The 26,900-nt window shown below is 52.6% G+C and carries 26 protein-coding genes; 19 read left to right on the top strand and 7 right to left on the bottom strand.

Going from position 1 to position 26,900, the window contains the following annotated elements:
- Positions 1 to 152: 152 nt before the first annotated feature.
- The 7 genes from MUU51_RS10415 (at position 153) to coaD (ending at position 7,969) form a co-directional block, all read left to right on the top strand.
- Positions 153 to 1,523 (top strand): O-antigen ligase family protein, encoded by a 1,371-nt coding sequence (locus tag MUU51_RS10415; RefSeq protein WP_159769089.1) that lies wholly within the window; start codon positions 153 to 155, stop codon positions 1,521 to 1,523.
- A 144-nt stretch (positions 1,524 to 1,667) separates the two neighbouring features.
- On the top strand, positions 1,668 to 2,651 hold the full coding sequence (locus MUU51_RS10410; protein WP_258967710.1) for a glycosyltransferase: 984 nt from the start codon (positions 1,668 to 1,670) through the stop codon (positions 2,649 to 2,651).
- An 8-nt stretch (positions 2,652 to 2,659) separates the two neighbouring features.
- A complete protein-coding gene (locus tag MUU51_RS10405) occupies positions 2,660 to 3,631 on the top strand; it encodes a glycosyltransferase (protein ID WP_159769083.1) in 972 nt (323 codons plus the stop codon).
- Between the two features lie 17 nt (positions 3,632 to 3,648).
- Positions 3,649 to 5,283: a sulfatase-like hydrolase/transferase gene (locus tag MUU51_RS10400; protein WP_258967709.1), complete on the top strand. Its 1,635-nt coding sequence runs from the start codon at positions 3,649 to 3,651 to the stop codon at positions 5,281 to 5,283.
- A gap of 158 nt (positions 5,284 to 5,441) precedes the next feature.
- The gene (waaA, locus tag MUU51_RS10395) at positions 5,442 to 6,716 is read left to right on the top strand and encodes a lipid IV(A) 3-deoxy-D-manno-octulosonic acid transferase (protein ID WP_159757088.1); all 1,275 of its coding nucleotides are present in this window, start codon (positions 5,442 to 5,444) and stop codon (positions 6,714 to 6,716) included.
- Entirely contained in the window at positions 6,716 to 7,486 is a 771-nt protein-coding gene (locus MUU51_RS10390; protein ID WP_159769074.1) for a glycosyltransferase family 2 protein, read from the top strand. The genes waaA and MUU51_RS10390 overlap by 1 nt, the downstream gene beginning before the upstream one ends.
- Positions 7,487 to 7,489: 3 nt before the next feature.
- The gene (coaD, locus tag MUU51_RS10385) at positions 7,490 to 7,969 is read left to right on the top strand and encodes a pantetheine-phosphate adenylyltransferase (protein WP_159769071.1); all 480 of its coding nucleotides are present in this window, start codon (positions 7,490 to 7,492) and stop codon (positions 7,967 to 7,969) included.
- Here the strand turns inward: coaD and mutM are convergent, their stop codons facing one another.
- From mutM to radC, 4 genes are all read right to left on the bottom strand, one after another.
- The gene (gene mutM / locus MUU51_RS10380) at positions 7,970 to 8,779 is read right to left on the bottom strand and encodes a bifunctional DNA-formamidopyrimidine glycosylase/DNA-(apurinic or apyrimidinic site) lyase (RefSeq protein ID WP_159769068.1); all 810 of its coding nucleotides are present in this window, start codon (positions 8,777 to 8,779) and stop codon (positions 7,970 to 7,972) included. It abuts the gene before it with no gap.
- A gap of 180 nt (positions 8,780 to 8,959) precedes the next feature.
- Complete coding sequence (gene rpmG / locus MUU51_RS10375; RefSeq protein ID WP_003024094.1) at positions 8,960 to 9,127, bottom strand: 50S ribosomal protein L33; 168 nt, start codon at positions 9,125 to 9,127, stop codon at positions 8,960 to 8,962.
- 20 nt (positions 9,128 to 9,147) lie between these two features.
- Positions 9,148 to 9,384 (bottom strand): 50S ribosomal protein L28, encoded by a 237-nt coding sequence (gene rpmB, locus MUU51_RS10370; RefSeq protein WP_002436699.1) that lies wholly within the window; start codon positions 9,382 to 9,384, stop codon positions 9,148 to 9,150.
- Positions 9,385 to 9,588: 204 nt separating this feature from the next.
- A complete protein-coding gene (gene radC, locus MUU51_RS10365) occupies positions 9,589 to 10,257 on the bottom strand; it encodes a RadC family protein (RefSeq protein WP_258967708.1) in 669 nt (222 codons plus the stop codon).
- 170 nt (positions 10,258 to 10,427) lie between these two features.
- On the opposite strand from radC, the gene coaBC reads away from it, so the two are divergent.
- The 3 genes from coaBC to slmA all read left to right on the top strand — a co-directional run bounded on the left by coaBC (position 10,428) and on the right by slmA (position 12,795).
- Entirely contained in the window at positions 10,428 to 11,642 is a 1,215-nt protein-coding gene (gene coaBC, locus MUU51_RS10360; RefSeq protein ID WP_258967707.1) for a bifunctional phosphopantothenoylcysteine decarboxylase/phosphopantothenate--cysteine ligase CoaBC, read from the top strand.
- On the top strand, positions 11,620 to 12,078 hold the full coding sequence (dut, locus tag MUU51_RS10355; protein WP_166665219.1) for a dUTP diphosphatase: 459 nt from the start codon (positions 11,620 to 11,622) through the stop codon (positions 12,076 to 12,078). Before coaBC ends, dut begins: the two co-directional genes overlap by 23 nt.
- Positions 12,079 to 12,198: 120 nt before the next feature.
- Positions 12,199 to 12,795, top strand: coding sequence for a nucleoid occlusion factor SlmA (gene slmA, locus MUU51_RS10350; protein ID WP_125354656.1), 597 nt, complete (start codon positions 12,199 to 12,201; stop codon positions 12,793 to 12,795).
- A 30-nt stretch (positions 12,796 to 12,825) separates the two neighbouring features.
- Here slmA and pyrE read toward each other — a convergent pair whose 3' ends face one another.
- Positions 12,826 to 13,467, bottom strand: coding sequence for an orotate phosphoribosyltransferase (pyrE, locus tag MUU51_RS10345; RefSeq protein ID WP_159769062.1), 642 nt, complete (start codon positions 13,465 to 13,467; stop codon positions 12,826 to 12,828).
- 63 nt (positions 13,468 to 13,530) lie between these two features.
- Positions 13,531 to 14,247 carry a ribonuclease PH gene (rph, locus tag MUU51_RS10340; protein ID WP_110510335.1) on the bottom strand — a complete coding sequence of 239 codons (717 nt, stop codon included), beginning with the start codon at positions 14,245 to 14,247 and terminating at the stop codon, positions 13,531 to 13,533.
- Between the two features lie 249 nt (positions 14,248 to 14,496).
- Between rph and MUU51_RS10335 the strand changes: the two genes are divergently transcribed.
- The 3 genes from MUU51_RS10335 to MUU51_RS10325 all read left to right on the top strand — a co-directional run bounded on the left by MUU51_RS10335 (position 14,497) and on the right by MUU51_RS10325 (position 17,994).
- Positions 14,497 to 15,360: a YicC/YloC family endoribonuclease gene (locus MUU51_RS10335; protein WP_258967706.1), complete on the top strand. Its 864-nt coding sequence runs from the start codon at positions 14,497 to 14,499 to the stop codon at positions 15,358 to 15,360.
- A 224-nt stretch (positions 15,361 to 15,584) separates the two neighbouring features.
- Positions 15,585 to 16,202 carry a trimeric intracellular cation channel family protein gene (locus tag MUU51_RS10330; protein WP_159769056.1) on the top strand — a complete coding sequence of 206 codons (618 nt, stop codon included), beginning with the start codon at positions 15,585 to 15,587 and terminating at the stop codon, positions 16,200 to 16,202.
- Between the two features lie 139 nt (positions 16,203 to 16,341).
- Positions 16,342 to 17,994, top strand: coding sequence for a phosphoethanolamine transferase (locus MUU51_RS10325; protein WP_159769053.1), 1,653 nt, complete (start codon positions 16,342 to 16,344; stop codon positions 17,992 to 17,994).
- Here MUU51_RS10325 and ligB read toward each other — a convergent pair.
- Positions 17,991 to 19,655, bottom strand: a complete 1,665-nt coding sequence (ligB, locus tag MUU51_RS10320; protein ID WP_258967815.1) for an NAD-dependent DNA ligase LigB — start codon at positions 19,653 to 19,655, stop codon at positions 17,991 to 17,993. The two genes, MUU51_RS10325 and ligB, sit on opposite strands and share 4 nt — an antisense overlap.
- Positions 19,656 to 19,917: 262 nt before the next feature.
- On the opposite strand from ligB, the gene gmk reads away from it, so the two are divergent.
- The 6 genes from gmk to glpX are packed head-to-tail and all read left to right on the top strand — an operon-like array spanning position 19,918 to position 26,839.
- The gene (gene gmk, locus MUU51_RS10315) at positions 19,918 to 20,541 is read left to right on the top strand and encodes a guanylate kinase (RefSeq protein WP_159769047.1); all 624 of its coding nucleotides are present in this window, start codon (positions 19,918 to 19,920) and stop codon (positions 20,539 to 20,541) included.
- 53 nt (positions 20,542 to 20,594) lie between these two features.
- Positions 20,595 to 20,870: a DNA-directed RNA polymerase subunit omega gene (gene rpoZ / locus MUU51_RS10310; protein ID WP_110510340.1), complete on the top strand. Its 276-nt coding sequence runs from the start codon at positions 20,595 to 20,597 to the stop codon at positions 20,868 to 20,870.
- A 19-nt stretch (positions 20,871 to 20,889) separates the two neighbouring features.
- Positions 20,890 to 23,004, top strand: a complete 2,115-nt coding sequence (gene spoT / locus MUU51_RS10305; RefSeq protein WP_159769044.1) for a bifunctional GTP diphosphokinase/guanosine-3',5'-bis pyrophosphate 3'-pyrophosphohydrolase — start codon at positions 20,890 to 20,892, stop codon at positions 23,002 to 23,004.
- Between the two features lie 4 nt (positions 23,005 to 23,008).
- Positions 23,009 to 23,698, top strand: coding sequence for a tRNA (guanosine(18)-2'-O)-methyltransferase TrmH (gene trmH, locus MUU51_RS10300; RefSeq protein WP_159769041.1), 690 nt, complete (start codon positions 23,009 to 23,011; stop codon positions 23,696 to 23,698).
- 3 nt (positions 23,699 to 23,701) lie between these two features.
- The gene (gene recG / locus MUU51_RS10295; protein WP_258967705.1) at positions 23,702 to 25,783 is read left to right on the top strand and encodes an ATP-dependent DNA helicase RecG; all 2,082 of its coding nucleotides are present in this window, start codon (positions 23,702 to 23,704) and stop codon (positions 25,781 to 25,783) included.
- A 45-nt stretch (positions 25,784 to 25,828) separates the two neighbouring features.
- A complete protein-coding gene (glpX, locus tag MUU51_RS10290) occupies positions 25,829 to 26,839 on the top strand; it encodes a class II fructose-bisphosphatase (RefSeq protein WP_159769035.1) in 1,011 nt (336 codons plus the stop codon).
- Positions 26,840 to 26,900 lie beyond the last annotated feature (61 nt).

Below are 26,900 nucleotides of genomic sequence, written 5' to 3'. Positions count from 1 at the left end.
TATTCCTGCTTACAAACATTACCCTTCTGTAGTGGGGGTATATGTGGTAATTTTCCTCGGTTTTTTTAATTGTACGGCATAACTCGGTGGATATCTGACAGCACCGTAAACTTGCCGGTAAAGATGCCGAAGTCCGTAACCAGCCAAAAACTATGACAAAAACTCGAAACATTCTGACAGGTGCGATCATCCTGTCTGTATTGGCTTTATGTTTTATCTGGCCAATTCCAAATGATCAGCTGCCTTTTCATCGTAATGGATTGATTTACCCCATTATTGTCGTGTCTTTTGGCCTGTTTTTCAGTTCTGTTACAGCAAAGCAGAGTCTACATTTAAGTAAAATTAAGTTCGTTCTCATCGCGCTGTGGGTGCTGACCTTTTTCATTTTGATTAACGGCTTTTTTGTCGCACCCGATATCAAAGAAATGGTATCGACATGGGATGGACAATGGCTACGCCCGGTATTACTTTTCTGCGCAGGACTGGTGTTATTACCGGTTATCCAGACTCATTTCCCCTCAATTACTGCCGCCCGTCTGTTTACGCTGGTTATCCTCTTCTTCTGGGGCGTGATATTGATACACCTCCTGGATACCGCCTGGCTCTATTGGCGTGATGGCGTTATCCACTGGGGGCAAACGCGGATTGTCTATAACCGCACGCGGATGAGTTTCCAGGTCAACATGATCACCGGCTTTATTCTTGCTGAGCTGCTTGCTCGCGGATTACTGCGCCAACATTTCTTACGCCTCGGCACACCCACACTGTCGTTCATGTTGCTCTGCAATCTGCTGTGTACCGGCCTGGTGGACACGCGCTGGGGTACCATTGGCCTCGTCGGCAGCCTGTTCTCTACCTTTATCCTGCTAAGCCTACACAGCATGCGCCGCAGCCGTGTCGTGCTGACGGGCGGTATCCTGCTGGCGATCATTCTCGCCTCGGTGGCGCTCGGCTATACGTCCTGGAAGACTGACCCGCGCTGGCAAAATATTGAAAGTGATGCGGAGGCGGGATGGAATGCCCCATTCACCAGCTTCTGCTACAACAGAACAAATGGAACCAGGCCATTAAACGATCTCGGTGTCCAAATGGACCATTCCAACGGCTGTCGTGCCAGCTTCTTCCATCAAGGCTGGAAACTGGTGGGTGAACACCCTGCCGGGATGGGCCCGCGTAAAGAAGCATTCCGTTACGTACTGCGTCGTGATACTCAGGATAATCGGATAAATATCCCACACAGCCATTATGGTCTTATTGAATTTGGTATCCAGAATGGGATTGTCGGCATTGCCGGTTGGCTGATTCTGCTGGCGGGATGCTGGTATATTGGCTGGAAAGAGTTCCGTCACGGCAACACGATGTTGGGGATGTTCCTGTTACTCTTCACCGTCGGCTTCTTCTCCAGAACCATGGTCGACCATAACCTGAAAGACCACTATCTGGAGCAGTACATGTTCCTTACAGGGTTGCTGATCGGTATGTGTGCCCTGCGCAACCCGCAAGCCACAGATAAACCCTCCTGAACATACGTTGATCGCGTCTGAGCCTAAAAGCGCTGGTGCGATCAACGCCTTCAGAACTCTTTAGCCTGACGGCTGTCGAATTGCCATCGCACGATACAGTTAAATCTTGATAGCCACATCACCGCGTAATAGTACGGAGAAAGCATGTCTTGTACGCCGCAGTTAAGCCTCGTTGTCGCCGTTTATAATGGCGAGAAATTTCTGAGCGCTTTCTTTGACAGCATCAAAAAGCAGAACCTCAACAGTCTGGAACTCATTATCGTCAATGATGGTTCAAACGACGGCTCAGCAGAAATCATCACGCGCTATGCGACTGAATTCAGTCATTTTAAGGTGATTGAGCAAGCTAACGGTGGAGTCTCCGTGGCACGCAATACAGGGCTTGCCGTTGCGAAGGGGGAGTATGTCGCCTTCCCGGATATCGACGATGTTATCTATCCCGGAATGTACCCACGCCTGCTGGAAATCGCTTCTGCCGGTCAGTTGGATGTCGCGACCTGCAACGGGACTTACATTTACGACGATGGTCGTCCGTCGAAAAAGATTTTTCCCTCTGACAAACTCTCTTCAACAGATGTGCTGGATGGCCCGAGCTGGCTACAAATGGCGCTGTCATCGCGTAAATTCCTGCATGTCACCTGGCTGAATATCTACCGCCATGACTTTATCAAAGAGCAGGGATTTACCTTCGAACCCGGTCTGCGCCATCAGGATATCCCATGGACAACCGAAGTTCTTTTGACGGCGAAACGCGTTCAGTATATTGACGAAGTATTTTACGACTACCTGATTCACTCAGCCTCTGTATCCCATACGCCTGGCACCGACGATACCCGGATGCGTTCTTCCCGCCACTATATGAAGATTCTTGAGATGCTGGACGTCATCAATAAACGCCATCCAGAACAGGTGAAGCGCGTACCAGCCTGTCACTGGCAGCTCGCAAAAGAAGGCCTTGGGATCCTGCACAGCATCAACAATATTGAAGATATGGAGAAAAAGCGCGAGATAACGCGAGAGCTTTTCGACAGAGGCATCTGGTCAATGATCTGGCAGAATGCACGTGGCTTTCGCCAGCGGTGGCGTCTGGGACGTCGATTCTTCCGACTTAAAAAAATTCTCGGCTAACGGATATTATGAGCAAACTAAAACTCCACGCGGTTTCCCGCGCTGATTTCATCGCTAAAAACTATGCAGATTTTCAGACTCTGCTCGATAACCGAGTAAATCCTGACTCAATCCCTGAACGCTTTTATTGCGGAGGGCGTGGCGGATGGACATTCCAGACGACTCTGGCTTTGAAGCATTACTATGGTGACGAGATAGAATGCTCATTCGGTTCAGAATGCCGCCCTGATGCTATCAATTTAATGCACAACGATGATTTTGGCTCGCGTGTAAAACCGTGGCAGGGCGTTACCGTCGTCGCTCGAGCCGATCGCCCACCGGTTATCGGGGCCGATGTTGTTGTTGATCAGAACCCGGAAGTCGATGTTCACAGTAACCGTATATTCGTACCTTACTGGCCACAACCTGGGGTTAAACCTCGTCAACGTACTGATGAATCGATTGAAACCGTCGCCTTCTTTGGGCGTGTGGATAGTTTCCCGGAAACGTATCGAGAAGGAACATTCAAGCAGCGTCTGGCAGAGCAAGGTATCAAATTGCGGATCTCGTTTGATAACTGGACTGACTACCAGGATGTGGATGTTTGCATCAGTTTTCGTAAATCACACGATCATAAGTTAGCGCGTAAACCTGCCAGCAAACTGATTAACAACTGGTTGGGCAAAACGGTCATGGTTTGTGATGATGAGCCGTCTTATCGGGCTATTCGCGAAAGCGAGTTGGACTATTTGATAGCGAAAACGCCTGATGAAGCATTTGATGCGATTATGAAACTGAAAAACACCCCTGAACTCTATCGCCAAATGCGCGAACAGGGCGAGAAACGTCTACAGGTCTACTCTCGCGAAGCTGTTGCTGCCCGTTGGTTCAGTTTGTTTGAGGACATCTGGCGTAAAGGATTGCATAACCGCCCTACGTTTGTTCGCGCAGTTCGCTTTGGCTTTGGTAAAGCCATTCGTCCGCTGACTAAAAAGTTCTAATGAGATTGAGCCTGACAATGTTGAAAACATCTGCAAAATGGTCGCCTGCGCTGCGCACCAACCTGCTGAGAACCGTGTTCCTGACGATTCTCTTCCTGGTCCTGTTCTCGCTTTCTGAAATCATCATTCTACTTAAAGATCATGTCTATCAGCCAAAAGCAGGTGATATTTCACTTTATCTCATCATTTCTTTGCTTGCTGCAGTGAGTTCGCGTTTTTTCGTAACACGCCTACTTCTTGCAGTGACATTTATAGTGCAGATCAGCGAAGCCATTTATTATCAATTTTATGGTCAGTTTTATGGACCCAGCGAAGTCTGGTTAGCGTTTGTTGAAACAAAAGATATTGCCAGTGGTATTACCGACAGCCTGGGTTCATTAGGGGTCTACTTTGCCATAATGATTGTGGCAGTCCTGGTTGCGTTGTTTGTTACTCGTCGCCTGGCACCGAAGTGGCATAAAGGGTTAGCAATGCCATGCCTGCTCGCGATTGTGGTGATGTTTGTGGGCCAGTTCTACAAAGCCATTGACGGGCAAATGTATAAATTCAACCCAGACCTGCGTCACTCACTGCTGCGAAATGGCTTATCTGCTATGAGCTACAGCGCTATCCGGTTGATACCTGAAGCTATCTCTGGTGAAAATCAAAATATTGCCCATTACGAACCCTATGCCGTGACGCCAGTACCGGATACGCATGCTGGTAAGTATTCGATTATTCTTGCCATCGGTGAAAGCCTGAATCCTCACCATGTGAGCGCACTTGGCTATGAGCGTGATACCACGCCTGAACTGAAAGCACTGCTCCAGCAGTACCAAGGGACAGGCCGTTTGATTATCTCCAATGCCGTATCGACTCGCGTGGCCATCCCGATGCTGGTCAACAACCTTCGCGAACCCGACAACTATGCAGCTTATAAATCCAGAGCCACGAATATCTTTGCCAACGCAAAAAAACATGGATATCAAACGGCCTTTATTTCTGCGCAAGGACTCGAGGGACTTAGCAACTGGATTGGTATTCATGACATCGATTTGTGGGAAGACACGCAAATCCGTCCTGCACCAGAAGTGGGTGCCGATGTTGTTCTCACACCATCAGTCGAGAAATCTAATCTGGACTGGAACAAACCGTTCCTGATGGTATTGAACAGCCGTGCGCCACATATCCCTTATGAGCGAAACATTCCGCCTGGATTTGCTAAGTTCTCTACCCCGCGTCTGAGTGATGACGTTGCGCAGAAGAAGAACGAGTACGATGATGCCGTTCGTTTGTATGACAAAGAGCTCGCCGCTGCGATTCGCACAGCTATGGCGAAGTCGAAACTGCCTGTCCTGGTGTTCATCACCTCCGATCATGGTGAAAGAGTGGGTGACGGCGGCCTCTTTGGACACTCAGTGGTTGAGATGCCCATCGCCCAGATTCCATTCCTGTACTTCAGCAACGATCCGGAGTATTCGATGAGCAACATCACCAATCATGTGCCGCTCAACCATTTCCAGCTCGCCACCCTCATCAATAAAATGCTTGGGTTTAACGTGAAAAACCCTAATCAGAAAGATGATTCCTATTTCATCACCGGTGGTGATATTCGGGGTCTCTCTGAGCGCATAACTTACCATCTCAATGCCTTACCTCCGGCAGAGCAATAGTATTGATATGAATGGCGGGGAAGCCTTTCCCTGCCATTTTTTCAACCACTTTGCGCACAAGCTTCAATCATTGGCCTGACTGATGTACCAAAGGGATAGCTTTAAGCACGCTAAATGCTTAGAATTTGCCCGCCGAAGTATAAAAACGGATAACTCGCTTGGAATTTCTGTATACCACCTTGCTCTACCTGATTCAGCCGCTGGTCTGGCTGCGGTTATTGTTGCGCAGCCGAAAGGCGCCCGCGTACCGTAAACGCTGGGCTGAGCGCTATGGCTTTTGCAAAAATAAGGTAGTGCCTGATGGCATACTGCTGCACTCCGTCTCCGTAGGCGAGACGCTGGCCGCCATTCCGCTGGTGCGTGCGCTGCGCCATCGTTACCCGTCATTGCCGATAACCGTCACAACCATGACGCCAACCGGTTCTGAACGGGCAATGTCCGCCTTCGGCAAAGATGTGCAGCATGTCTATCTGCCGTACGATTTACCTGGCGCGATGAACCGCTTCTTCAATACCACCCGTCCGAAGCTGGTTATCGTGATGGAAACCGAGCTGTGGCCGAACATGGTTGCCGCGCTGCATAAGCGCAAAATCCCGTTGGTGATTGCCAACGCGCGCCTGTCTGAACGTTCAGCCAAAGGTTACGGCAAGCTCGGCAAATTCATGCGTCGACTGCTGAGCCGCATCACCCTGATTGCCGCGCAGAACGAAGAGGACGGTAACCGTTTCCTCGCATTGGGCCTCAAACGCAATCAGCTAACGATTACCGGCAGCCTCAAATTTGATATCTCCGTGACGCCAGAGCTGGCGGCACGCGCGGTGACATTACGTCGTCAGTGGGCGCCGCGTCGTCAGGTGTGGATCGCAACCAGTACCCATGACGGCGAAGAAAAAATCATCCTCGACGCACATAAAAAGCTGCTGGAAACCTTCCCGGATCTGCTGCTGATTCTGGTGCCGCGCCATCCTGAACGCTTTGCTGACGCCCGTGAACTGGTGCAGAAAGCAGGCATGCCGTTTACCCTGCGCAGTACGGGTGAAATTCCTTCCGCGACGACTCAGGTGGTCATTGGCGACACCATGGGTGAACTGATGCTGCTGTACGGAATTGCTGACCTGGCCTTTGTCGGCGGCAGTCTCGTCGAACGTGGTGGGCACAACCCGCTGGAACCGGCCGCGCATGCAATTCCGGTATTGATGGGACCGCATACCTTCAATTTCAAAGACATCTGCGCCAAACTTCAGCAGGATGACGGACTCATCACAGTCACCGATATGGACACACTGGTGAAAGAAGTCTCTACGCTGCTGACTGATGAAGATTACCGCCTCTGGTATGGCCGCCATGCCGTCGAAGTGCTTCATCAGAATCAGGGCGCGCTTGCCCGTCTGTTACAGTTACTGCAACCTTATCTGCCTCAGCGGAGCCACTAATGCCAACTCGCCTGTCGGTGGTGATGATCGCCAAAAACGCTGCCGATCTGCTGCCGGATTGCCTGGCATCAGTGCAATGGGCTGACGAGATTGTTTTGCTGGACTCCGGCAGCGACGACAACACCGTTGAACTGGCAAGAAGTCTTGGCGCACAAGTCCACGTAAACACCGACTGGCAGGGCTACGGTATTCAGCGTCAGCGCGCTCAAGCGCTCGCCACCGGCGATTATGTGTTAATGATCGACACCGATGAACGCGTCACGCCTGAGCTCGAAAATTCCCTCCGCGACACCCTTGCGGCCCCGGAACCGGGCGCCGTTTACAGTATTGCTCGCCGTAACTATTTTCTCGGTCGCTTTATGCGTCACAGCGGCTGGTATCCAGACAGAGTTCTGCGTCTTTACGAGCGCGAGCGCTGGCAGTACAACGATAATCAAGTGCATGAATCCCTCGACAGTCGCGGTGCAAAAGTCGTAGAACTGAAGGGCGACCTGAAGCATCTGACCTGTCGTGATTTTGCTGAGTTCCAGCGTAAACAGCTGGCTTATGCCACGGCATGGGCGCAGGAACGTCATCAGAAAGGCAAGAAAACCTCACTGGCAGGTATTTTTGGTCACACGCTGGGCGCGTTAATCAAAACGCTTATCCTGCGTGGCGGCGTTCTGGATGGCGCACAGGGCTGGCTGCTGTCGGTCGTGAACGCGCAGTATACGTTTAACAAGTACACCGAGCTGTGGGCGCTGAACCGCAGCTTTAGCAAGAAGGCGTGAGTCATGAGCACAAAAGCCATCTACCCAGGCACCTTTGATCCCATCACCAACGGACATCTCGACATCGTTACCCGCGCCAGCTGCATGTTCGATAAAGTGCTGCTGGCCATCGCGTCCAGCCCAAGTAAAAAACCGATGTTTGATCTGGATGAACGCGTCGCGTTAGCCAGCCAAGCGACTTCACACCTGACGAATGTGGAAGTGGTGGGTTTTAGTGACCTGATGGCAAATTTTGCCCGCGCACAGCAGGCCAACATCTTGATTCGTGGTTTACGGGCGGTGGCGGATTTCGAATACGAAATGCAGCTGGCGCACATGAATCGCCACCTGATGCCGGAGCTTGAGAGCGTATTCCTGATGCCGTCGAAAGAGTGGTCGTTTATTTCTTCTTCACTGGTGAAAGAAGTGGCGCGCCACGATGGCGACGTCGCCCACTTCCTGCCGCCTGCTGTCCATCAGGCGCTGATGGACAAGCTGAAATAATCACTTCTGGCAGCGGCGGCAGTAAAATGTTGCCCGCTGCGCATGTTTCGTCGCGATAATCGGCGAGCCGCAGACCCGACAAGGTTCATCCTTCCGACCGTAGACCTGCAATTCCTGAGCAAAATAGCCCGGCTTACCGTCGCTTTGCAGGAAATCCTTCAGCGTCGTCCCGCCCTGTTCAATAGAGCGCAGCAGCACCGCCTTGATGACACGCACCAATAACGCGCACTCCTCCGCAGAAAGCGATGACGCAAGCCTGTCCGGGTGAATACCAGCAGCGAACAATGACTCACTGGCATAGATGTTACCCACGCCCACCACCAGCTTGTTATCCATCAGCCACGGTTTGATCGGCGTTTTCTTTTTCGCACACTTCTCGCGGAAGTAATCGGCGTTAAACGCCTCACTCAGCGGTTCCGGGCCGAGATGTGCCAGCACACTGTGGCCTTCCAGCTCTTTAGTCCACAGCCACGCGCCGAATCGGCGAGGGTCAGTGTAACGCAGCACTTTGCCGTTACTCATCACCAGGTCGACATGATCGTGCTTCTCTGGCGCTCGTTCTTCAGCGAGGATACGCAAACTCCCCGACATCCCGAGGTGGATGATTATCCAGCCGTCAGGCAGCTCAAGCAGCAGGTATTTGGCACGACGCTGAACGCTGAGTACGGGTTTATCGCTGAGGCTATGAATTTCCGCAGATACAGGCCAGCGCAGTCGGCCGTTGCGAACAATGACGTGCAGGATGGTCTCACCGACCAGATGCGGCTCGATACCGCGACGGCTGGTCTCAACCTCTGGTAATTCAGGCATTTTTTCCCCTTAACCACAGTATGTTGAGTTACAGGAAGGCGGCGAGGAGTGACTCCTCAGGAGCTTACATCAGTAAGTGACTGGGGTGAATGAACAAAGCCAACGCATCTGTAGCTCAACATACGAAGGTTAAAACAAAAAACCCCGCCGAGGCGGGGTTTATATACAAGAAAACTAAAATTATTTGATTTTAGCTTCTTTGTACAGAACGTGCTGACGGACAACTGGATCGAACTTTTTCAGTTCCAGTTTTTCCGGCTTAGTACGCTTGTTCTTCGTGGTGGTATAGAAGTGACCAGTACCAGCAGAAGAAACCAGCTTGATTTTCTCACGAATACCTTTAGCCATGATTTAATTCCTCTTAGTACTTAGTACTTTTCGCCACGGGCACGCAGTTCGGACAGAACTGTATCGATGCCTTTCTTGTCAATTACACGCATACCTTTAGCAGATACACGCAGGGTGACAAAGCGCTTCTCGCTCTCAACCCAGAAACGGTGAGAGTGCAGGTTCGGCAGGAAACGGCGCTTAGTCGCGTTCAGTGCGTGGGAACGGTTGTTACCGGTCACCGGACGCTTGCCAGTTACTTGGCAGACTCGGGACATGTCTATTCTCCAAAAATCAAATTAGCTCGAGCTTCGTATAGGGTATTGGCGCCTCGTCAGGCTGCTACAGCCCGGTCTGACGGTTCTAAGTGAACTCGTATAGCCAGGCCCAAATGCCAAACCCGAGATTCTCAAAGGTGGCGTAGTATACGCTGACTCCGCGGTGTGCTCAAGTCCCGAACAGACAAAGATCCCGGTGGATCGCTAAATCCATCCGTGTTCAGCAAAAGAAATTATCTCCCCTTTGCCGACAATCAAGTGATCGAGGACGCTTATCTCCATGAAGTGGCAGCACTTTATCACTCTTTCGGTGATGATTCTATCCGCTTTACTAGGCTGAGCACTGCCTGAAGGATGATTATGTGCGAGAATCAGCGCCGCTGCATTGACCTTAATGGCCTCGCGGACTATCTCGCGAGGGTGAACTTCGACATGACTCAACGTCCCGCTGAACATCCGGCTATGCTTTAACACCCTGTTTTGACTATCTAAGAAGATCACCATGAAGATCTCACGCTCTTCTTTCGCTAGCTGACTTTGCAAAAATTCACGCGTGGCATGAGGGCTGCTTAACGGGTTTTCCTGCATCATCAACTGAAGAGTAAAAAAACGCCGAGCCAGTTCGGCAATCCCTTTAAGTTGGGCATATTTGGCGATGCCAATGCCGTCCATCCTGAGAAGCTCAGACTCTGGTGCCAACAACAAACCGTGCAACGAACCAAAATGTTTCAGCAAATAATCAGCGAAAGAAAGCACATCCCTTCGCTGCGTACCTGTTCGTAAAAACAGGGCCAGCAGTTCAACGTCACTGAGTGCTTCAATCCCATCGGTTTGCATTTTTTCACGCGGCAAAATCCGTTCAGCGTCTTCCATTCGTCTTCTCCTTTTGACGACGGATATCTTGCCATGCGCCCCACCATGCGCACGACAGCGGATTGCCACACTTGCGTAACGCCTCGCAAAGTGGATTTTCCTTTGCAGCACGACAACGGAGGGATTGTGATAAAATGGGCGCATTCCGATGTCTTCCACAGGAAAGAATCATGATAAGCCTGGCCGGTAAAAAAATCGTTCTTGGCGTCAGCGGAGGTATCGCTGCTTACAAAACGCCAGAACTGGTGCGCCGCTTGCGCGAACGTGGCGCAGAAGTCCGCGTCGCCATGACAGACGCGGCGAAAGCCTTCATTACGCCATTGAGCCTTCAGGCGGTATCCGGTTTCCCGGTGTCCGACAGCCTGCTGGACCCTGCTGCCGAAGCGGCGATGGGTCATATTGAGCTCGGGAAATGGGCTGACCTGGTGATTTTGGCCCCGGCGACCGCCGACCTTATCGCCCGCGTTGCTGCAGGCATGGCCAATGATCTGGTCACCACCATTTGCCTCGCCACGGCGGCTCCTGTCGCCGTCGTACCGGCGATGAATCAGCAGATGTACCGCGCAGCAGCGACCCAGCATAATCTGGACACACTCGCTTCACGTGGGCTGCTGCTTTGGGGCCCAGACAGCGGCAGCCAGGCCTGTGGCGATATCGGCCCAGGCCGTATGCTGGATCCGCTGGTGATTGTCGAGATGGCGGCAACGCATTTTTCGCCTGTCAAAGACCTGCAACATCTCAATATCATGATTACCGCAGGCCCCACCCGCGAACCGTTAGATCCGGTGCGTTACATCACCAACCACAGTTCCGGTAAAATGGGCTTCGCGATTGCGGCGGCGGCTGCACAGCGTGGCGCTAACGTCACACTTGTCAGTGGCCCTGTTGCAATGGCTACGCCGCCATTCATTCAGCGCATCGATGTAACGACGGCGCTGGAAATGGAAGCCGCGGTCCAGAAAAATGCGCAAAATCAGCACATTTTTATTGGCTGCGCAGCGGTTGCTGACTATCGTGCAGCGGCTATTTCGGACGAGAAGATTAAAAAGCAAGGCGATGAATTAACGATAAAAATGGTTAAAAATCCGGATATCGTTGCTGGTGTTGCCGCGCTCACGACCTCTCGTCCTTATGTCGTAGGGTTTGCCGCAGAAACAAATAATGTGGAAGAATATGCGCAGCAAAAGCGAGCCCGCAAGAACCTTGATCTGATCTGCGCGAATGATGTATCGCAAGAAAATCAAGGGTTTAATAGCGACGACAACGCATTACACCTTTTCTGGCAGGATGGAGATAAAGTCTTACCGCTTGCGCGAAAGGAACTCCTGGGCCAACTACTACTGGACGAGATCGTTACCCGTTATGATGAAAAAAATCGACGTTAAGATTATGGACCCGCGTGTTGGCGAGCAATTCCCGCTGCCGACATACGCCACCTCCGGCTCTGCCGGACTTGACCTGCGAGCCTGTCTTGATGAAGCCGTAGAACTGGCTCCTGGCGCAACCACACTGCTGCCAACCGGCCTGGCTATTCATATCGCGGACTCCTCCCTGGCAGCCGTTATCCTGCCGCGTTCCGGTCTCGGCCATAAGCATGGTGTCGTGCTGGGTAATCTGGTCGGCCTTATCGACTCAGATTATCAGGGCCAGTTGATGGTTTCCGTCTGGAACCGTGGTCAGCAGAGCTTTACCATCGAGCCGGGCGAACGTATTGCCCAGATGGTGTTTGTTCCTGTCGTTCAGGCAGAGTTCAACCTGGTGGAAGAGTTTGACGCCACCGATCGTGGCGAAGGCGGCTTCGGCCATTCAGGACGCAAATAAGCCGTTCTGAAGCAGCATCCAGCAGCGAAATAATGCAATAACATCACCGCAAGCGCTTGTTTGCGGTCGTTGTGTGGATGTCCGCCTGACGAGAGTTTATTTTCAGGGGTATTTGAAAACATGGCAGAAAAACAAACCGCGAAACGGAATCGTCGCGAAGAAATACTTCAATCTCTGGCGCTTATGCTTGAATCCAGCGATGGTAGTCAACGTATTACTACCGCAAAGCTGGCCGCCTCAGTGGGCGTTTCCGAAGCGGCGTTGTATCGCCATTTCCCAAGCAAAACCCGGATGTTCGACAGCCTGATCGAGTTCATCGAAGACAGCCTGATCACCCGTATCAATCTGATTTTGAAAGATGAAAAAGACACCAACGCCCGTTTGCGTCTGATTGTGCTATTGATTCTCGGTTTCGGTGAACGTAACCCGGGTCTGACACGCATTCTGACCGGTCACGCCCTGATGTTTGAACAGGACAGGCTGCAGGGTCGCATCAACCAGCTTTTCGAGCGCATTGAAGCTCAGCTGCGTCAGGTATTACGCGAAAAGAAAATGCGCGAAGGCGAAGGCTACGTTAACGATGAAACGCTGCTGGCGGGCCAGATTCTGGCGTTTTGCGAAGGAATGCTTTCCCGCTTTGTACGCAGTGAATTCAAATACTGCCCAACGGAAGATTTTGATGCCCGCTGGCCGCTGGTTGCGGCGCAACTCCAGTAAAAAAACCGGGCGCGATGCCCGGTTTCGTTTTTATACGCCAAACTCTTCGCGATACGCCCGGACTGCCGCCAGATGGTCGGCCATCTCCGGCTTTTCTTCCAGGTAAGCAATCAGGTCTTTCAGAGTGATGATAGAAATCACCTGACAGCCGTAGTCACGCTCAACTTCCTGAATCGCAGAAATGTCCCCGCGTCCGCGCTCCTGGCGGTTCAGCGAAATCAGCACACCCGCAAGCGTTGCGCCATGAGCCTGGATGATTTCCATCGACTCACGGATAGCCGTTCCAGCGGTGATCACATCGTCGACCAGCATGATTCGGCCTTCGAGCGGACTGCCCACCAGGTTGCCGCCTTCGCCATGAGTTTTGGCTTCTTTACGATTAAAGCAGTACGGCACATCGCGATCGTGATGTTCAGCCAGTGCGACTGCGGCAGTCGTGGCAATCGGGATACCTTTATACGCTGGGCCAAACAGCAGGTCGAAATCGATGCCTGAATCCATTAGCGCTTCAGCGTAAAAACGGCCTAACAGCGCCAAATCGCGCCCGGTATTAAACAGCCCGGCATTAAAGAAATAGGGGCTTTTGCGCCCGGATTTCAGCGTGAATTCGCCGAACTTCAATACCTGCTTGTTAAGCGCAAATTCAATAAACTGGCGCTGATACGGTTTCATGGATTCGCTCCTCATCCTGTTTTCTACAGACAAAAAAAGGGCGACTCATCAGTCGCCCTCTAATTAATTTTCTAACGCCGCTTTCTGCGTCGTGACAATGGATTCGATTCCCCCTCGGGCCAAAGCCAACAAGGTAAGAAGTTCCTCATGGGTGAACGGTTCGCCTTCTGCCGTCCCCTGCACTTCGATGATGCGGCCATCTTCGGTCATCACCACGTTCATGTCAGTTTCTGCGGCGGAATCTTCAACGTATTCCAGATCGCACAGCGCTTCACCAGCAACGATACCGACGGAAACCGCCGCAACCATGCCTTTCATCGGGTTGGTTTTAAGTTTACCGGCAGCAACCAGTTTGTTCAGGGCATCAGCCAGCGCTACACAGGCACCGGTAATGGATGCGGTACGCGTGCCGCCATCAGCCTGGATGACGTCGCAGTCCAGCGTAATGGTGAATTCACCCAGCGTTTTCAGGTCAACAGCAGCGCGCAGGGCGCGAGCGATCAGACGCTGAATTTCCATGGTACGACCACCCTGCTTGCCTTTCGCCGCTTCACGGGCGTTGCGGGTGTGGGTGGAACGCGGCAGCATGCCGTATTCGGCGGTGATCCAACCCTGGCCCTGTCCTTTCAGAAAACGCGGGACGCCTTCGTCAATGGATGCAGTGCAAAGCACTTTGGTATCACCGAATTCGACCAGCACAGAGCCTTCAGCGTGTTTGGTGTAGTTACGGGTCAGGGTTACGGGACGCACCTGATGAGCGCTACGGCCTGCTGGACGCATGATGATATCTCCGGCTTAAAACGAATGTGGCGCGCATTATACACAAAATCATTTAGGTTGCATCGCGGCGGCAACTGAGCGAATCCCCAGGAGCTTACATCAGTAAGTGACTGGGGTGAGCGAAGGTAGCCAACAAAGAGGCAGCCTAAAGGATGACGTGTATATACGGATTAAGGACGCATATTCCTATCATGAGAAAGCCCCGCTAGCTATAATCCCCCCATCTCTCCTTTAAAAACAGGAACGTCTATGATCCGCAGTATGACCGCCTACGCCCGTCGTGAAATCAAAGGTGAATGGGGCAGTGCCGCGTGGGAATTGCGCTCGGTAAACCAGCGTTATCTCGAAACTTACTTCCGCATGCCGGAACAGTTCCGTAGCCTTGAGCCAGTTGTCCGTGAGCGTATCCGTGCCCGTCTGACCCGTGGCAAGGTCGAATGTACCCTGCGTTTTGAACAAGATCCGAGCGCGACCGGCGAGCTCATTCTCAACGAAAAGTTGGCGAAACAGCTGGTCACTGCGGCCAACTGGGTCAAAATGCAGAGCGACGAGGGCGAAGTTAACCCGGTTGATATTCTGCGTTGGCCGGGGGTTATGGCCGCTCAGGAGCAAGATCTTGATGCTATCACCGCTGAAATCCTCTCTGCCCTTGATGGCGCACTGGATGATTTCATCGTTGCCCGTGAAACTGAAGGCACCGCACTGAAAGCACTCATTGAACAACGTCTTGACGGTGTTAGCGCCGAAGTCGTCAAAGTCCGTGCGCATATGCCTGAAATACTCCAGTGGCAGCGCGAGCGTCTGGTCTCGAAGCTTGAAGATGCACAGGTGCAGCTTGAGAACAATCGCCTCGAGCAGGAATTGGTCATGATGGCTCAGCGTATTGACGTCGCTGAAGAGCTTGATCGCCTCGAAGCCCATGTGAAAGAAACCTGGAACATCCTTAAAAAGAAAGAGGCTGTGGGACGTCGCCTCGACTTTATGATGCAGGAGTTCAACCGTGAATCGAACACGCTGGCGTCTAAGTCCATTAACAGTGAAGTCACCACCTCCGCCATCGAGCTGAAAGTGCTGATTGAACAGATGCGTGAGCAGATTCAGAACATCGAATAAGCGAACAGGCCCGGTTCACGCCGGGCTTTTCAACCCCTGGATTTCAACGCGCGTTAAACAGCATACTTTTACTAATCCATAAAAAAAGCAATATCGCCTTAGGCTGGCCTATAGTTGTCATTTCAAATAACAAAAACTAATCCTTTTCATTTTGCCTTAGAAAATCTCAATCGTGATCCACCACACAAATCGCTAATCTGCCGCTCTGACTTACGAGGGCAATTATGCTGCTACATATTCTTTATCTCATCGGGATCACCGCGGAAGCGATGACGGGCGCACTGGCGGCCGGACGTCGCCGGATGGATACGTTTGGCGTCATCATCATTGCCACTGCTACGGCGCTTGGCGGCGGTTCGGTGCGCGATATCCTGCTCGGCCACTATCCTCTGGGTTGGGTTAAACACCCGGAATATGTGATTATTGTTGCCATCGCCGCGGTACTGACAACCATCGTTGCGCCCGTGATGCCGCATCTGCGCCGCCTGTTCCTCGTGCTCGATGCCCTTGGCCTGGTGGTGTTCTCCATCATCGGCGCTCAGATTGCACTGGATATGAGCGAAGGCCCGGTGATCGCCTGTATCGCAGCCGTGGTAACGGGCGTCTTTGGTGGCGTGTTACGCGATATGTTCTGTAAGCGCATCCCGCTGGTGTTCCAAAAAGAGCTGTACGCTGGGGTCTCGTTTGCTTCTGCGGTGCTGTATATCGCCCTACAGAACTATGTAAGTAACCACGATGTGGTGGTGATTGCCACGCTGTTGTTCGGCTTTACCATGCGCATGCTGGCGCTACGTCTAAAACTGGGTCTGCCGGTATTTCATTACAAGCACAACGCGCATTAACTTCTGCCGGCAGCACAGCAAATATTCATATCTATTTCGAATAGTTCATGCTTGAAAGCACTTATCGGACACACATGAGAATGGAAAATTCGTATACAATAGCGGTAATATTTTAAGATCAATTTACATTAAGTCTCTCATGTCATTCATCAGTGCATCGCTACCGATTATTAAAAAGAATTTGAGCCAATATTTTATATTGGCCTTTCTTTTTTCCATGCTCATCCAGATCTGGCCTGCCGTCTTCACACAGCCATTAAGGTTTGTAATCCGTATTGCGATTTGTAACGCACTGTTGCTGCTATCAGCCGCGGCAATTTATCGTTATTTGTTGGGGAAGATTGCGTCGGTGTTACTCACGGCGGCGTTGACGCTCAACTTTGCGATTTCATTCTGTACCTGGCGAATTTACCAAAGTGAGTTTAGCAGCGTATTCGCCATGAGTATTTTGACGACCCACATGAGTGAAATCAGCAGTATGTCGGGGCTCTTTACCTATTACTTCCCGATAATTGCGCTCTATTTCACCATTACGATGCTGGCAATCCACTACCTGGCAGGTAATACCTCAACCACAGTTAAGCATGGTGGTGCCTGTCTGTTAGTCGTATTTTTTGCCTGGTATACCTCAGCAAACTGGTTGAAACAGCGCAAAGATTTGGAAGTTTACTACCCACTTTCTTCGCGAATTCTGACTAATACGCCATTCTACGTGGCATCAGAATTCATTATTGCAGTTCGTGATAACAAACTGGCAGAACACATCTATAAGCACGATACCCAATATCCCGCAGTAAGCGTGAGCGATACTGGAATCGAAAACTTTGTTGTGATCGTCGGGGAATCGGCACGCCGCAGCAATATGCAACTCTACGGTTTTGGCCTGGATACCACACCCGTCGAATCAGCATTTAGCAACAATGCCCTGGTCTTTGAGCATGCAATTGCGCCGGCATCAGCGACTGTGCTCGCTGTTCCAATGATTCTCAGCAAAGCCGATGCTGACCATTTTACTGTCAACGATCTGGCCGATAATGTGATTCGAGTCGCCAACAAGGCTGGCTTCCATACTGAATGGATAAGCGCACAGGGCAATTCTGGGAAAAGTAATAACTACGTAGTGGCAATTGCCTCCCTCAGCCAAAAAGCTCAATGGGTAGACACCAGCTATGACGAAGAACTGTTGCCTGAACTGGATAAAGCCCTGACCGTTGCTGGTCGCAAACTGATCGTTTTGCACATTAATGGTAGCCATGAAATGGCCTGCATTCGCTACCCAGCCTCTGCTGATTATTATCATACTGATGATAAATATGAGGATTGTTATAACAATGCAATCCGTTATACCGACCACGTTATTGGTGAAGTTACTAAGCGTCTTGGTAACAGCACCTCTGCTCTGCTCTATTTCTCCGATCATGGCTTAGAGAAAAACCCGCAACTCGAATCGCATTATATGCACGGCTCTCGCAACCCAAGCAAAGAGGCTTACGATGTACCCCAGTTTATCTGGTACAGCCCTGCAGCTCTCGCCAGCAAACCGCGTCGACTTGGCAAAGTAGAGGAGCGCTACTCCACCGCCAACAATTATGAGCTGATACTAAGCCTGATGGGCATCTCAACAGGGATACCTCATTGCAAATCACCTCTTGAGCCATGCTATCAGCCAGAAACATCATTCTCGGTTATGGACGGCGGTCGGCATATTTTCGAATATGACGATTTACGTAGCAACTTCAGTTCGCCCGATGTGAATTCACATTACCGAAAGGCGGATAAAGACTCACTTTAAAAACCATCAATCCTCTGCACTTTCAGCCACTGAGCCAGTGCGCTCACCTGCGAGTCACCCAGCCAGCGCCTCAGCTGGCTGGTTTTGGTTTTTCCGGTCATAGGCAATGTCTGCCACTCCTCTTCTTTCATCTGTCCAAGCTGCTGCCAGGTATGCCCAGCAATACTCGGTAGCGCCTTTTGATTCAGCGGCATCCCCATCGCCTGTAGCCATTGGACAAAAGGCTGCTGCCTGGCAAAGTCAAATTTGTGCCACACCTGGCGGGCTCTGTCCCTCGAGAACCCCGGAGTTTGCTGGAGCTGTGTTTCACTGAGCGTTAACCAGGAAAAAAGATGAGCGAAGTGGTGGGTCTCATTGAGCTGCCGCCAGAGCGATACCCCCACACCGTCGAGGTGCAACTGCTGACTTACCCATACCAGCCGCGCCAAAAACTGCGGCTGGCACTGTTCTGTATTCCAATAGCAGGTTAACCAATCAAAGGTGCCTTGTGGCGGCACTGGCTTGGTCCTGTCGGTTGTTCGCCAGGCTACATCATCAATTCTTGGGATCCCTTGCCCGGCAAGGCTGATGTTCAACCGATCGCCGGGCGCAATATCCCGCTCCTGCCAGCGTTTTAGCGAGCCAACGTTGACCCGCCGAACCTGTTTGTCATCGAGCAAAATGGGCGCCAGATGCGCCACGACAGCTATCTTGCCTGTACGACCCACGCTGAACTCAATCGATTTCACTTCGGCGATTTGCGTTGCCGGGGGGTATTTCCACGCGATTACCCAATTGCCCTCTCCGGGCAGCCAATTTCGAGATTCAGGCTCTTTCGCCGCGCGGACCACAACGCCATCAGTGGCAAAAGGCAGCGGCGAGGTAAACCAGTGCTGGCGAAGCGTAGAGACATCCGAAATCGTCTTTACCGGTCGCGAATAATCAGCGGCCAGTGGATACCCGGCTTCGCGTAGCAGCCTCAGCCGTTCAGACATTTGTGCCGGACCATCTGGCCAGGCCCAAATAAACACAGATAATTCATCGAGCAAGGTTGAACCCGATTTACGCAACATAGCCCCAGATACTTTAGACCGGGCATTCATGCCCCCCATTTGCTGCTGAATGTGCCCTTCTTGCCGAAGGAACAATTCCCCTTGCAGAACGCTGTTTGCAAGGAGGCCTTGCACCGTTTTGGGAATTGCAGGAATTTGAAGCGCTTTACGGGTCCAGTCTTCGCCCGCACGGCCATTACCCCGGCTGACAACCTGCACGAGTGCGCCCTGGCGATACACCAACGTTATCGCCACTCCGTCGACTTTGGGTTGAACCCACAGATCTGTCTTGTCATGCATCCACTGAGAGACTGCCAAACTGTCTTTCAGCTTTTTGACGCCTGTATGCGCCACCGGATGCGTAAGATCTCCTTTAATATCCGGCAGCGCAGGCTCCTCAGCGGGGTTGCCAAAACAACGCCGCCACTGCTGTAACTCCGCGCTAAGCTGATCGAATTTGTCATCGCTTATCCCGCTATCACCGAACTGCCAATAAGCGTCGTTCCATTCGTCTATCTGGCGTTGCAGACGATCAATTTCCTGTATCGCTCTGGCATCCGACCACGCCGGACAAACAGCTTGCGTACTCAATGTAAACATTGTCAGCAGCACCGCTAAAATCCCTCTTATCCCTATCATTCTCTGTCTCCTGCTCGCTTTCGAAAGGTTGTAGCGCGAACAAAAACCGATGACGAGACGGGATTTTCGATGTTGTGCGCATGCTCCAGAGGAATTTGTACCGTTGCTGCAACAGTCAGAAAAATCAGGAAAGGCGTGCGCAAAAGGGAAGAAACTGACGTAAAAAGTGTGACAAAGGCTACGTCACGCAGCGGCGACGTGTATAATAGGCTCGTATGTAGACTTTCTTTCGACTCACATACACAAGACTCTCATGGCTCAAGGCACGCTTTATATTGTTTCTGCCCCTAGTGGCGCGGGTAAATCCAGCCTGATTCAGGCATTACTGAAAACCCAACCGTTATACGACACCCAGGTTTCTGTTTCACACACCACGCGTGCACCGCGTCCGGGTGAAGTTCACGGTGAGCATTATTTCTTTGTCGATCACGCGGAATTTAAAACGATGATTGGCCGGGACGCGTTTCTTGAGCATGCCGAAGTATTTGGAAATTATTACGGTACGTCGCGTGAAACTATCGAGCAGGTTCTGAAATCCGGCGTAGATGTGTTTCTTGATATCGACTGGCAGGGCGCGCAGCAAATCCGCAAAGCGATGCCCGAATCACGCAGTATCTTTATTCTGCCACCGTCTAAAGACGAACTCGACCGCCGACTGCGCGGCCGTGGCCAGGATAGCGAAGAAGTTATCGCCAAACGTATGGCGCAGGCTGTAGCGGAAATGAGCCACTACGCCGAATACAACTATCTGATTGTGAACGATGATTTTGATACCGCCCTGGGCGATTTGAAAACCATTATTCGCGCTGAACGTCTGCGCATGAGCCGTCAAAAGCAACGCCATGACGCTTTAATCAGCAAACTATTGGCAGACTGAACACACATTCAGTATCATGCCCAGTCATTTCGTCATCTGTGGAGCTTTGAAATATGGCACGCGTAACTGTTCAGGACGCTGTAGAGAAAATTGGTAACCGTTTTGACCTGGTGCTGGTCGCCGCGCGTCGCGCTCGTCAGATGCAGACAGGCGGTAAAGATCCGCTGGTACCAGAAGAGAACGACAAAACCACCGTAATCGCGTTGCGCGAAATCGAAGAAGGTCTGATCAACAACCAGATCCTCGACGTTCGTGATCGTCAGGAACAGCAAGAGCAGGAAGCCGCAGAACTGCAGGCCGTTACCGCCATTGCTGAAGGTCGTCGTTAATTAACCCTGCGGGTCGCCCTTGTATCTGTTTGAGAGCCTGAATCAGCTGATTCAAACTTACCTGCCAGAAGACCAGATTAAGCGTCTTCAGCAGGCTTATCTCGTTGCACGTGATGCTCACGAGGGACAGACACGTTCAAGCGGTGAACCCTATATCACGCACCCGGTAGCCGTTGCCTGCATTCTGGCCGAGATGAAACTCGACTATGAAACATTGATGGCAGCCCTACTGCATGATGTGATTGAAGATACCCCCGCCACCTACCAGGATATGGAACAGCTGTTTGGCAAAAGCGTTGCTGAACTGGTAGAAGGGGTGTCCAAGCTTGATAAGCTTAAGTTCCGCGATAAGAAAGAGGCGCAGGCCGAAAACTTTCGCAAGATGATTATGGCGATGGTGCAGGATATCCGCGTCATTCTCATCAAACTTGCCGACCGTACTCACAATATGCGCACCCTGGGCTCTCTTCGCCCGGACAAACGCCGCCGCATTGCCCGCGAAACACTGGAAATCTACAGCCCGCTGGCACACCGTTTAGGTATTCATCACATTAAAACCGAGCTCGAAGAGCTGGGCTTTGAAGCGCTGTATCCTAACCGCTACCGCGTTATTAAAGAGGTAGTGAAAGCGGCACGTGGCAACCGTAAGGAGATGATTCAGAAGATCCTTTCTGAAATCGATGGACGGTTACAGGAAGCGGGAATTCCGTGTCGCGTCAGCGGCCGTGAAAAGCATCTTTACTCCATCTACTGCAAAATGGTGCTCAAAGAGCAGCGTTTTCACTCGATTATGGATATCTACGCCTTCCGCGTGATCGTCCATGATTTCGACACCTGCTACCGTGTGCTGGGCCAGATGCACAGCTTGTACAAGCCGCGTCCTGGCCGGGTGAAAGACTATATCGCTATTCCAAAAGCCAACGGATATCAATCGTTGCATACCTCTATGATTGGCCCGCACGGCGTGCCGGTTGAGGTGCAGATTCGTACCGAAGACATGGACGTGATGGCAGAAATGGGTGTCGCCGCACACTGGGCGTACAAAGAGAATGGCGAAAGCAGTACTACCGCACAAATCCGCGCCCAGCGCTGGATGCAAAGCTTGCTCGAACTGCAGCAGAGTGCAGGTAGCTCATTTGAATTTATCGAGAGCGTAAAATCTGATCTCTTCCCGGATGAGATTTATGTTTTCACCCCGGAAGGCCGCATTGTCGAACTTCCGGCCGGTGCGACACCGGTCGATTTCGCCTACGCGGTCCATACCGATATCGGTCATGCCTGCGTCGGTGCGCGCGTCGACAGACAGCCCTATCCACTGTCGCAGCCGCTCACCAGCGGACAAACGGTCGAAATTATTACCGCGCCGGGCGCACGCCCGAATGCCGCGTGGCTGAACTTTGTGGTCAGCTCGAAAGCGCGCGCCAGAATCCGTCAGTTGCTGAAAAACCTGAAGCGCGATGACTCCGTCAGTCTCGGCCGTCGTCTGCTGAACCACGCGCTCGGCGGAAGCCGCAAGCTCGCCGAAATTCCGCAGGAAAACATCCACCGCGAATTAGTCCGCATGAAGCTCGCCACGCTTGACGATCTGCTGGCCGAAATCGGTCTTGGCAACGCCATGAGCGTGGTGGTCGCGAAGAACTTACAGCAAGGCGAAGCTGGTGCAGCGCAGCAGCCAACGCCGTCGGGTCACGGTCATCTGCCGATTAAAGGCGCTGATGGCGTACTGATAACCTTCGCAAAATGCTGCCGTCCAATTCCAGGCGATCCGATCATCGCCCACGTCAGCCCGGGCAAAGGACTGGTTATCCACCACGAGTCGTGCCGAAATATTCGCGGTTATCAGAAAGAGCCGGAAAAATTCATGGCCGTGGAGTGGGATAAAGAGACCGAACAGGAATTTATCACCGAAATTAAGGTGGATATGTTCAACCATCAGGGTGCGCTGGCGAACCTTACCGCCGCGATCAACACCGCCTCGTCCAATATTCAGAGTCTGAATACGGAAGAGAAAGATGGTCGCGTCTACAGCGCCTTCATGCGTCTGACGGCACGCGATCGCGTCCATCTGGCCAATATCATGCGTAAAATTCGCGTTATGCCTGATGTGATTAAAGTCACCCGCAACAGAAACTAGTTCAATGAACCCAAAACGTTATGAGCGTATCTGTGAGATGCTTGCCAGGCGTCAGCCTGATCTGACCGTCTGTATGGAGCAGGTCCACAAGCCCCATAATGTCTCGGCAATCATTCGCACTGCTGATGCCGTCGGAGTGCATGAAGTCCACGCCGTCTGGCCAGGGAACCACATGCGCACCATGGTTTCCAGCGCCGCAGGTAGCAACAGTTGGGTTCAGGTCAAAACCCACCCGACCATCGGCGATGCCGTCTCCACGCTGAAAAGCCGTGGCATGCAAATTCTGGCAACTCATCTATCTGATAAAGCGGTAGATTTTCGCGAAATCGATTACACGCGACCGACCTGTGTTTTGATGGGTCAGGAAAAAACCGGCATTACTCAGGAAGCGTTAGACCTCGCCGACCAGGACATCATTATCCCAATGACCGGCATGGTCCAGTCGCTGAACGTTTCGGTCGCCTCAGCCCTTATTCTCTATGAAGCCCAGCGCCAGCGGCAAAATGCAGGCATGTACCTGCGCGAAAACAGTATGTTGCCGCAAGAAGAACAGCAGCGTCTGTTGTTCGAAGGCGGCTACCCGGTGCTGGCCCACGTCTCCAGGCGTAAAAATCTGCCTTATCCACACGTCAACGAGCGTGGGGAAATCGAGGCCGATGCACAGTGGTGGTCTGTCATGCAGGCGGCGAAATAAGCCATGGGAGGCCGTCTGCTGGATGCCGTCCCGCTGAGTGCACTCACTGGCGTTGGCGCAGCACAGACCAGCAAACTGGCGAAGATTGGCCTGCATAACGTGCAGGATTTGCTCCTGCACTTACCGCTGCGTTACGAAGACCGAACCCAACTTTACCCTATCAATGACCTGCTGCCGGGCATCTACGCCACGGTGGAAGGTGAAGTTCTCAACAGCAATATCACTTTCGGCGGTCGCCGAATGATGACCTGCCAGATAAGCGACGGCACCGGCATCCTCACCATGCGTTTTTTCAATTTCAACGCGGCGATGAAAAACAGTCTCGCCACAGGCCGCCGCGTGCTGGCCTACGGTGAAGCGAAGCGTGGGAAGTACGGTGCGGAGATGATCCATCCGGAATACCGCGTGCAGGGTGATATGAGCGAGCCAGAGCTGCAGGAAACGCTGACGCCGGTCTATCCAACCACCGAAGGCGTACGCCAGGCTACGCTGCGTAAGCTGACCGATCAGGCACTGGATTTACTTGATACCTGCGCCATCGCGGAACTGCTGCCGCCGGAACTGGCGCAGGGTTTAATGAGCCTGCCGGAAGCATTGCGCACCCTGCACCGCCCACCGCCGTCGTTGCAATTGACTGATTTAGAAAGTGGCCAGCATCCAGCACAGCGCCGTCTGATTATGGAAGAGCTGTTGGCACATAACCTGAGCATGCTTGCACTTCGTGCGGGCGCACAGCGTTATCACGCCGAACCGCTGGGCCCGAAGGACGATCTGAAAAATGGTCTTCTCGCCGCGCTGCCATTTAAGCCAACCGGGGCTCAGGCCCGCGTGGTGGCAGAAATCGAAAAAGATTTAGCCCAGGATATCCCGATGATGCGCCTCGTTCAGGGCGACGTCGGCTCCGGGAAAACGCTGGTTGCTGCCCTCGCTGCGTTAAGAGCAATCGCCAATGGCAAACAGGTCGGGCTGATGGCGCCGACGGAACTGTTAGCCGAGCAGCACGCCACCAACTTCCGTAACTGGTTTGCACCATTGGGTATTGAAGTGGGCTGGCTGGCGGGCAAGCAAAAGGGCAAAGCACGTCAGACGCAACAGGAAGCCATTGCCAGCGGTCAGGTACAAATGGTGGTCGGCACCCATGCCATTTTCCAGGAGCAGGTTCAGTTTAACGGTTTGGCGCTGGTTATCATCGACGAACAGCACCGCTTCGGTGTTCACCAGCGTCTGGCGCTATGGGAAAAAGGCCAGCAACAGGGTTTCCATCCGCATCAGCTGATCATGACCGCCACGCCAATTCCCCGTACCCTGGCGATGACTGCGTATGCCGATCTCGACACGTCGGTTATCGACGAAATGCCGCCGGGCCGTACGCCCGTCACGACGGTCGCCATTGGTGATACCCGTCGCCACGAAATTATCGAACGCGTGCGCCATGCCTGTATGCAGGAAGGCCGTCAGGCTTATTGGGTCTGCACGCTGATTGAAGAGTCCGATTTGCTGGAAGCGCAGGCGGCAGAAGCCACCTGGGAAGAGCTGAAAATTGCGCTGCCAGAGCTAAACATCGGTCTCGTCCACGGACGCATGAAGCCGGCTGAAAAGCAGGCGGTGATGCTGGCTTTCAAGCAGGGCGAGCTGCAATTGCTTATCGCCACTACGGTGATTGAAGTCGGGGTGGACGTGCCAAACGCTAGCCTGATGATTATCGAAAACCCGGAGCGTCTGGGCCTGGCGCAGCTGCACCAGCTACGTGGCCGTGTGGGACGCGGCGCTGTCGCCTCTCACTGTGTACTACTCTATAAAGCACCGCTGTCGAAAACGGCGCAGAAACGCCTGCAGGTATTACGCGACAGCAACGACGGCTTTGTGATTGCGCAAAAAGATCTCGAAATCCGCGGGCCGGGCGAGATGCTCGGCACCCGTCAGACCGGCGCGGCTGAATTCAAAGTTGCTGATTTGCTGCGTGATCAGGCGATGATCCCGGATGTTCAGCGCATCGCGCGTCATATTCATGACAAATATCCGCCGCAGGCTCTGGCGTTAATCGAGCGCTGGATGCCGGAAACCGAACGTTATTCCAACGCGTAGCCTTTTGGGCTGCGCGCCATTCTTAGCTTCCAAAACGAGTATGTTATGAGACGAGAACTTGCCATCGAATTTTCGCGTGTGACCGAGGCCGCCGCGCTTGCTGGTTATAAATGGCTGGGTCGTGGTGATAAAAATATCGCCGACGGCGCCGCCGTGAATGCCATGCGCATCATGCTCAACAAGGTCAATATCGACGGCACCATCGTAATTGGCGAAGGCGAAATTGACGAAGCCCCGATGTTGTTTATCGGCGAGCAGGTCGGCACTGGCAACGGTGATGCGGTCGATATCGCCGTGGACCCAATTGAAGGCACCCGCATGACCGCCATGGGTCAGGCGAATGCGCTGGCCGTGCTGGCCGTGGGCGATAAAGGCTGTTTCCTGAACGCTCCAGACATGTACATGGAAAAGTTGATCGTCGGTCCTGGTGCAAAAGGCGCTATCGACCTCAATCTGCCGCTCGAAGAGAATTTGCGCAATGTAGCGAAAGCGCTCGATAAGCCGCTGTCTGAGCTAACCGTTACCATTCTTGCCAAACCGCGCCACGACCAGGTGATTGCCGAGATGCAAAAGCTCGGCGTGCGCGTTTTTGCCATCCCTGACGGCGACGTTGCGGCCTCCATTCTGACCTGCATGCCGGACAGCGAAGTTGATGTGCTGTACGGGATTGGCGGCGCGCCGGAAGGCGTGGTGTCTGCTGCGGTTATCCGTGCGCTGGACGGCGATATGCACGGCCGCCTGCTGGCACGCCACGACGTTAAAGGCGACTCGCCAGAAAACCGCCGCATTGGCGAAAACGAACTCGAGCGCTGTGTAGCAATGGGTATCGAAGCCGGGAAAGTGTTACGCCTCGATGAAATGGCCCGCAGCGACAACGTTATTTTCTCCGCCACCGGCATCACTAAAGGCGACCTGCTGGACGGCATTACCCGCAAGGGCAATATTGCCACCACCGAAACGCTGATGATCCGCGGTAAATCGCGTACCATTCGCCGCATTCAGTCGATTCACTATCTCGACCGCAAAGATCCGGAAATCCAGCTACACATCCTCTGATTTATTTGATCAATAGAGCTTTCCAGCCTTTCGGGGCTGGAAATCTTTCCTCCTGGTAGCG

The sequence above is a fragment of the Scandinavium manionii genome, assembly GCF_024764775.1.
GTDB lineage: Bacteria > Pseudomonadota > Gammaproteobacteria > Enterobacterales > Enterobacteriaceae > Scandinavium > Scandinavium manionii.
The sequence above is the reverse complement of the archived record's forward strand: the minus strand, read 5'-3'. Positions and strand labels throughout refer to the sequence as shown.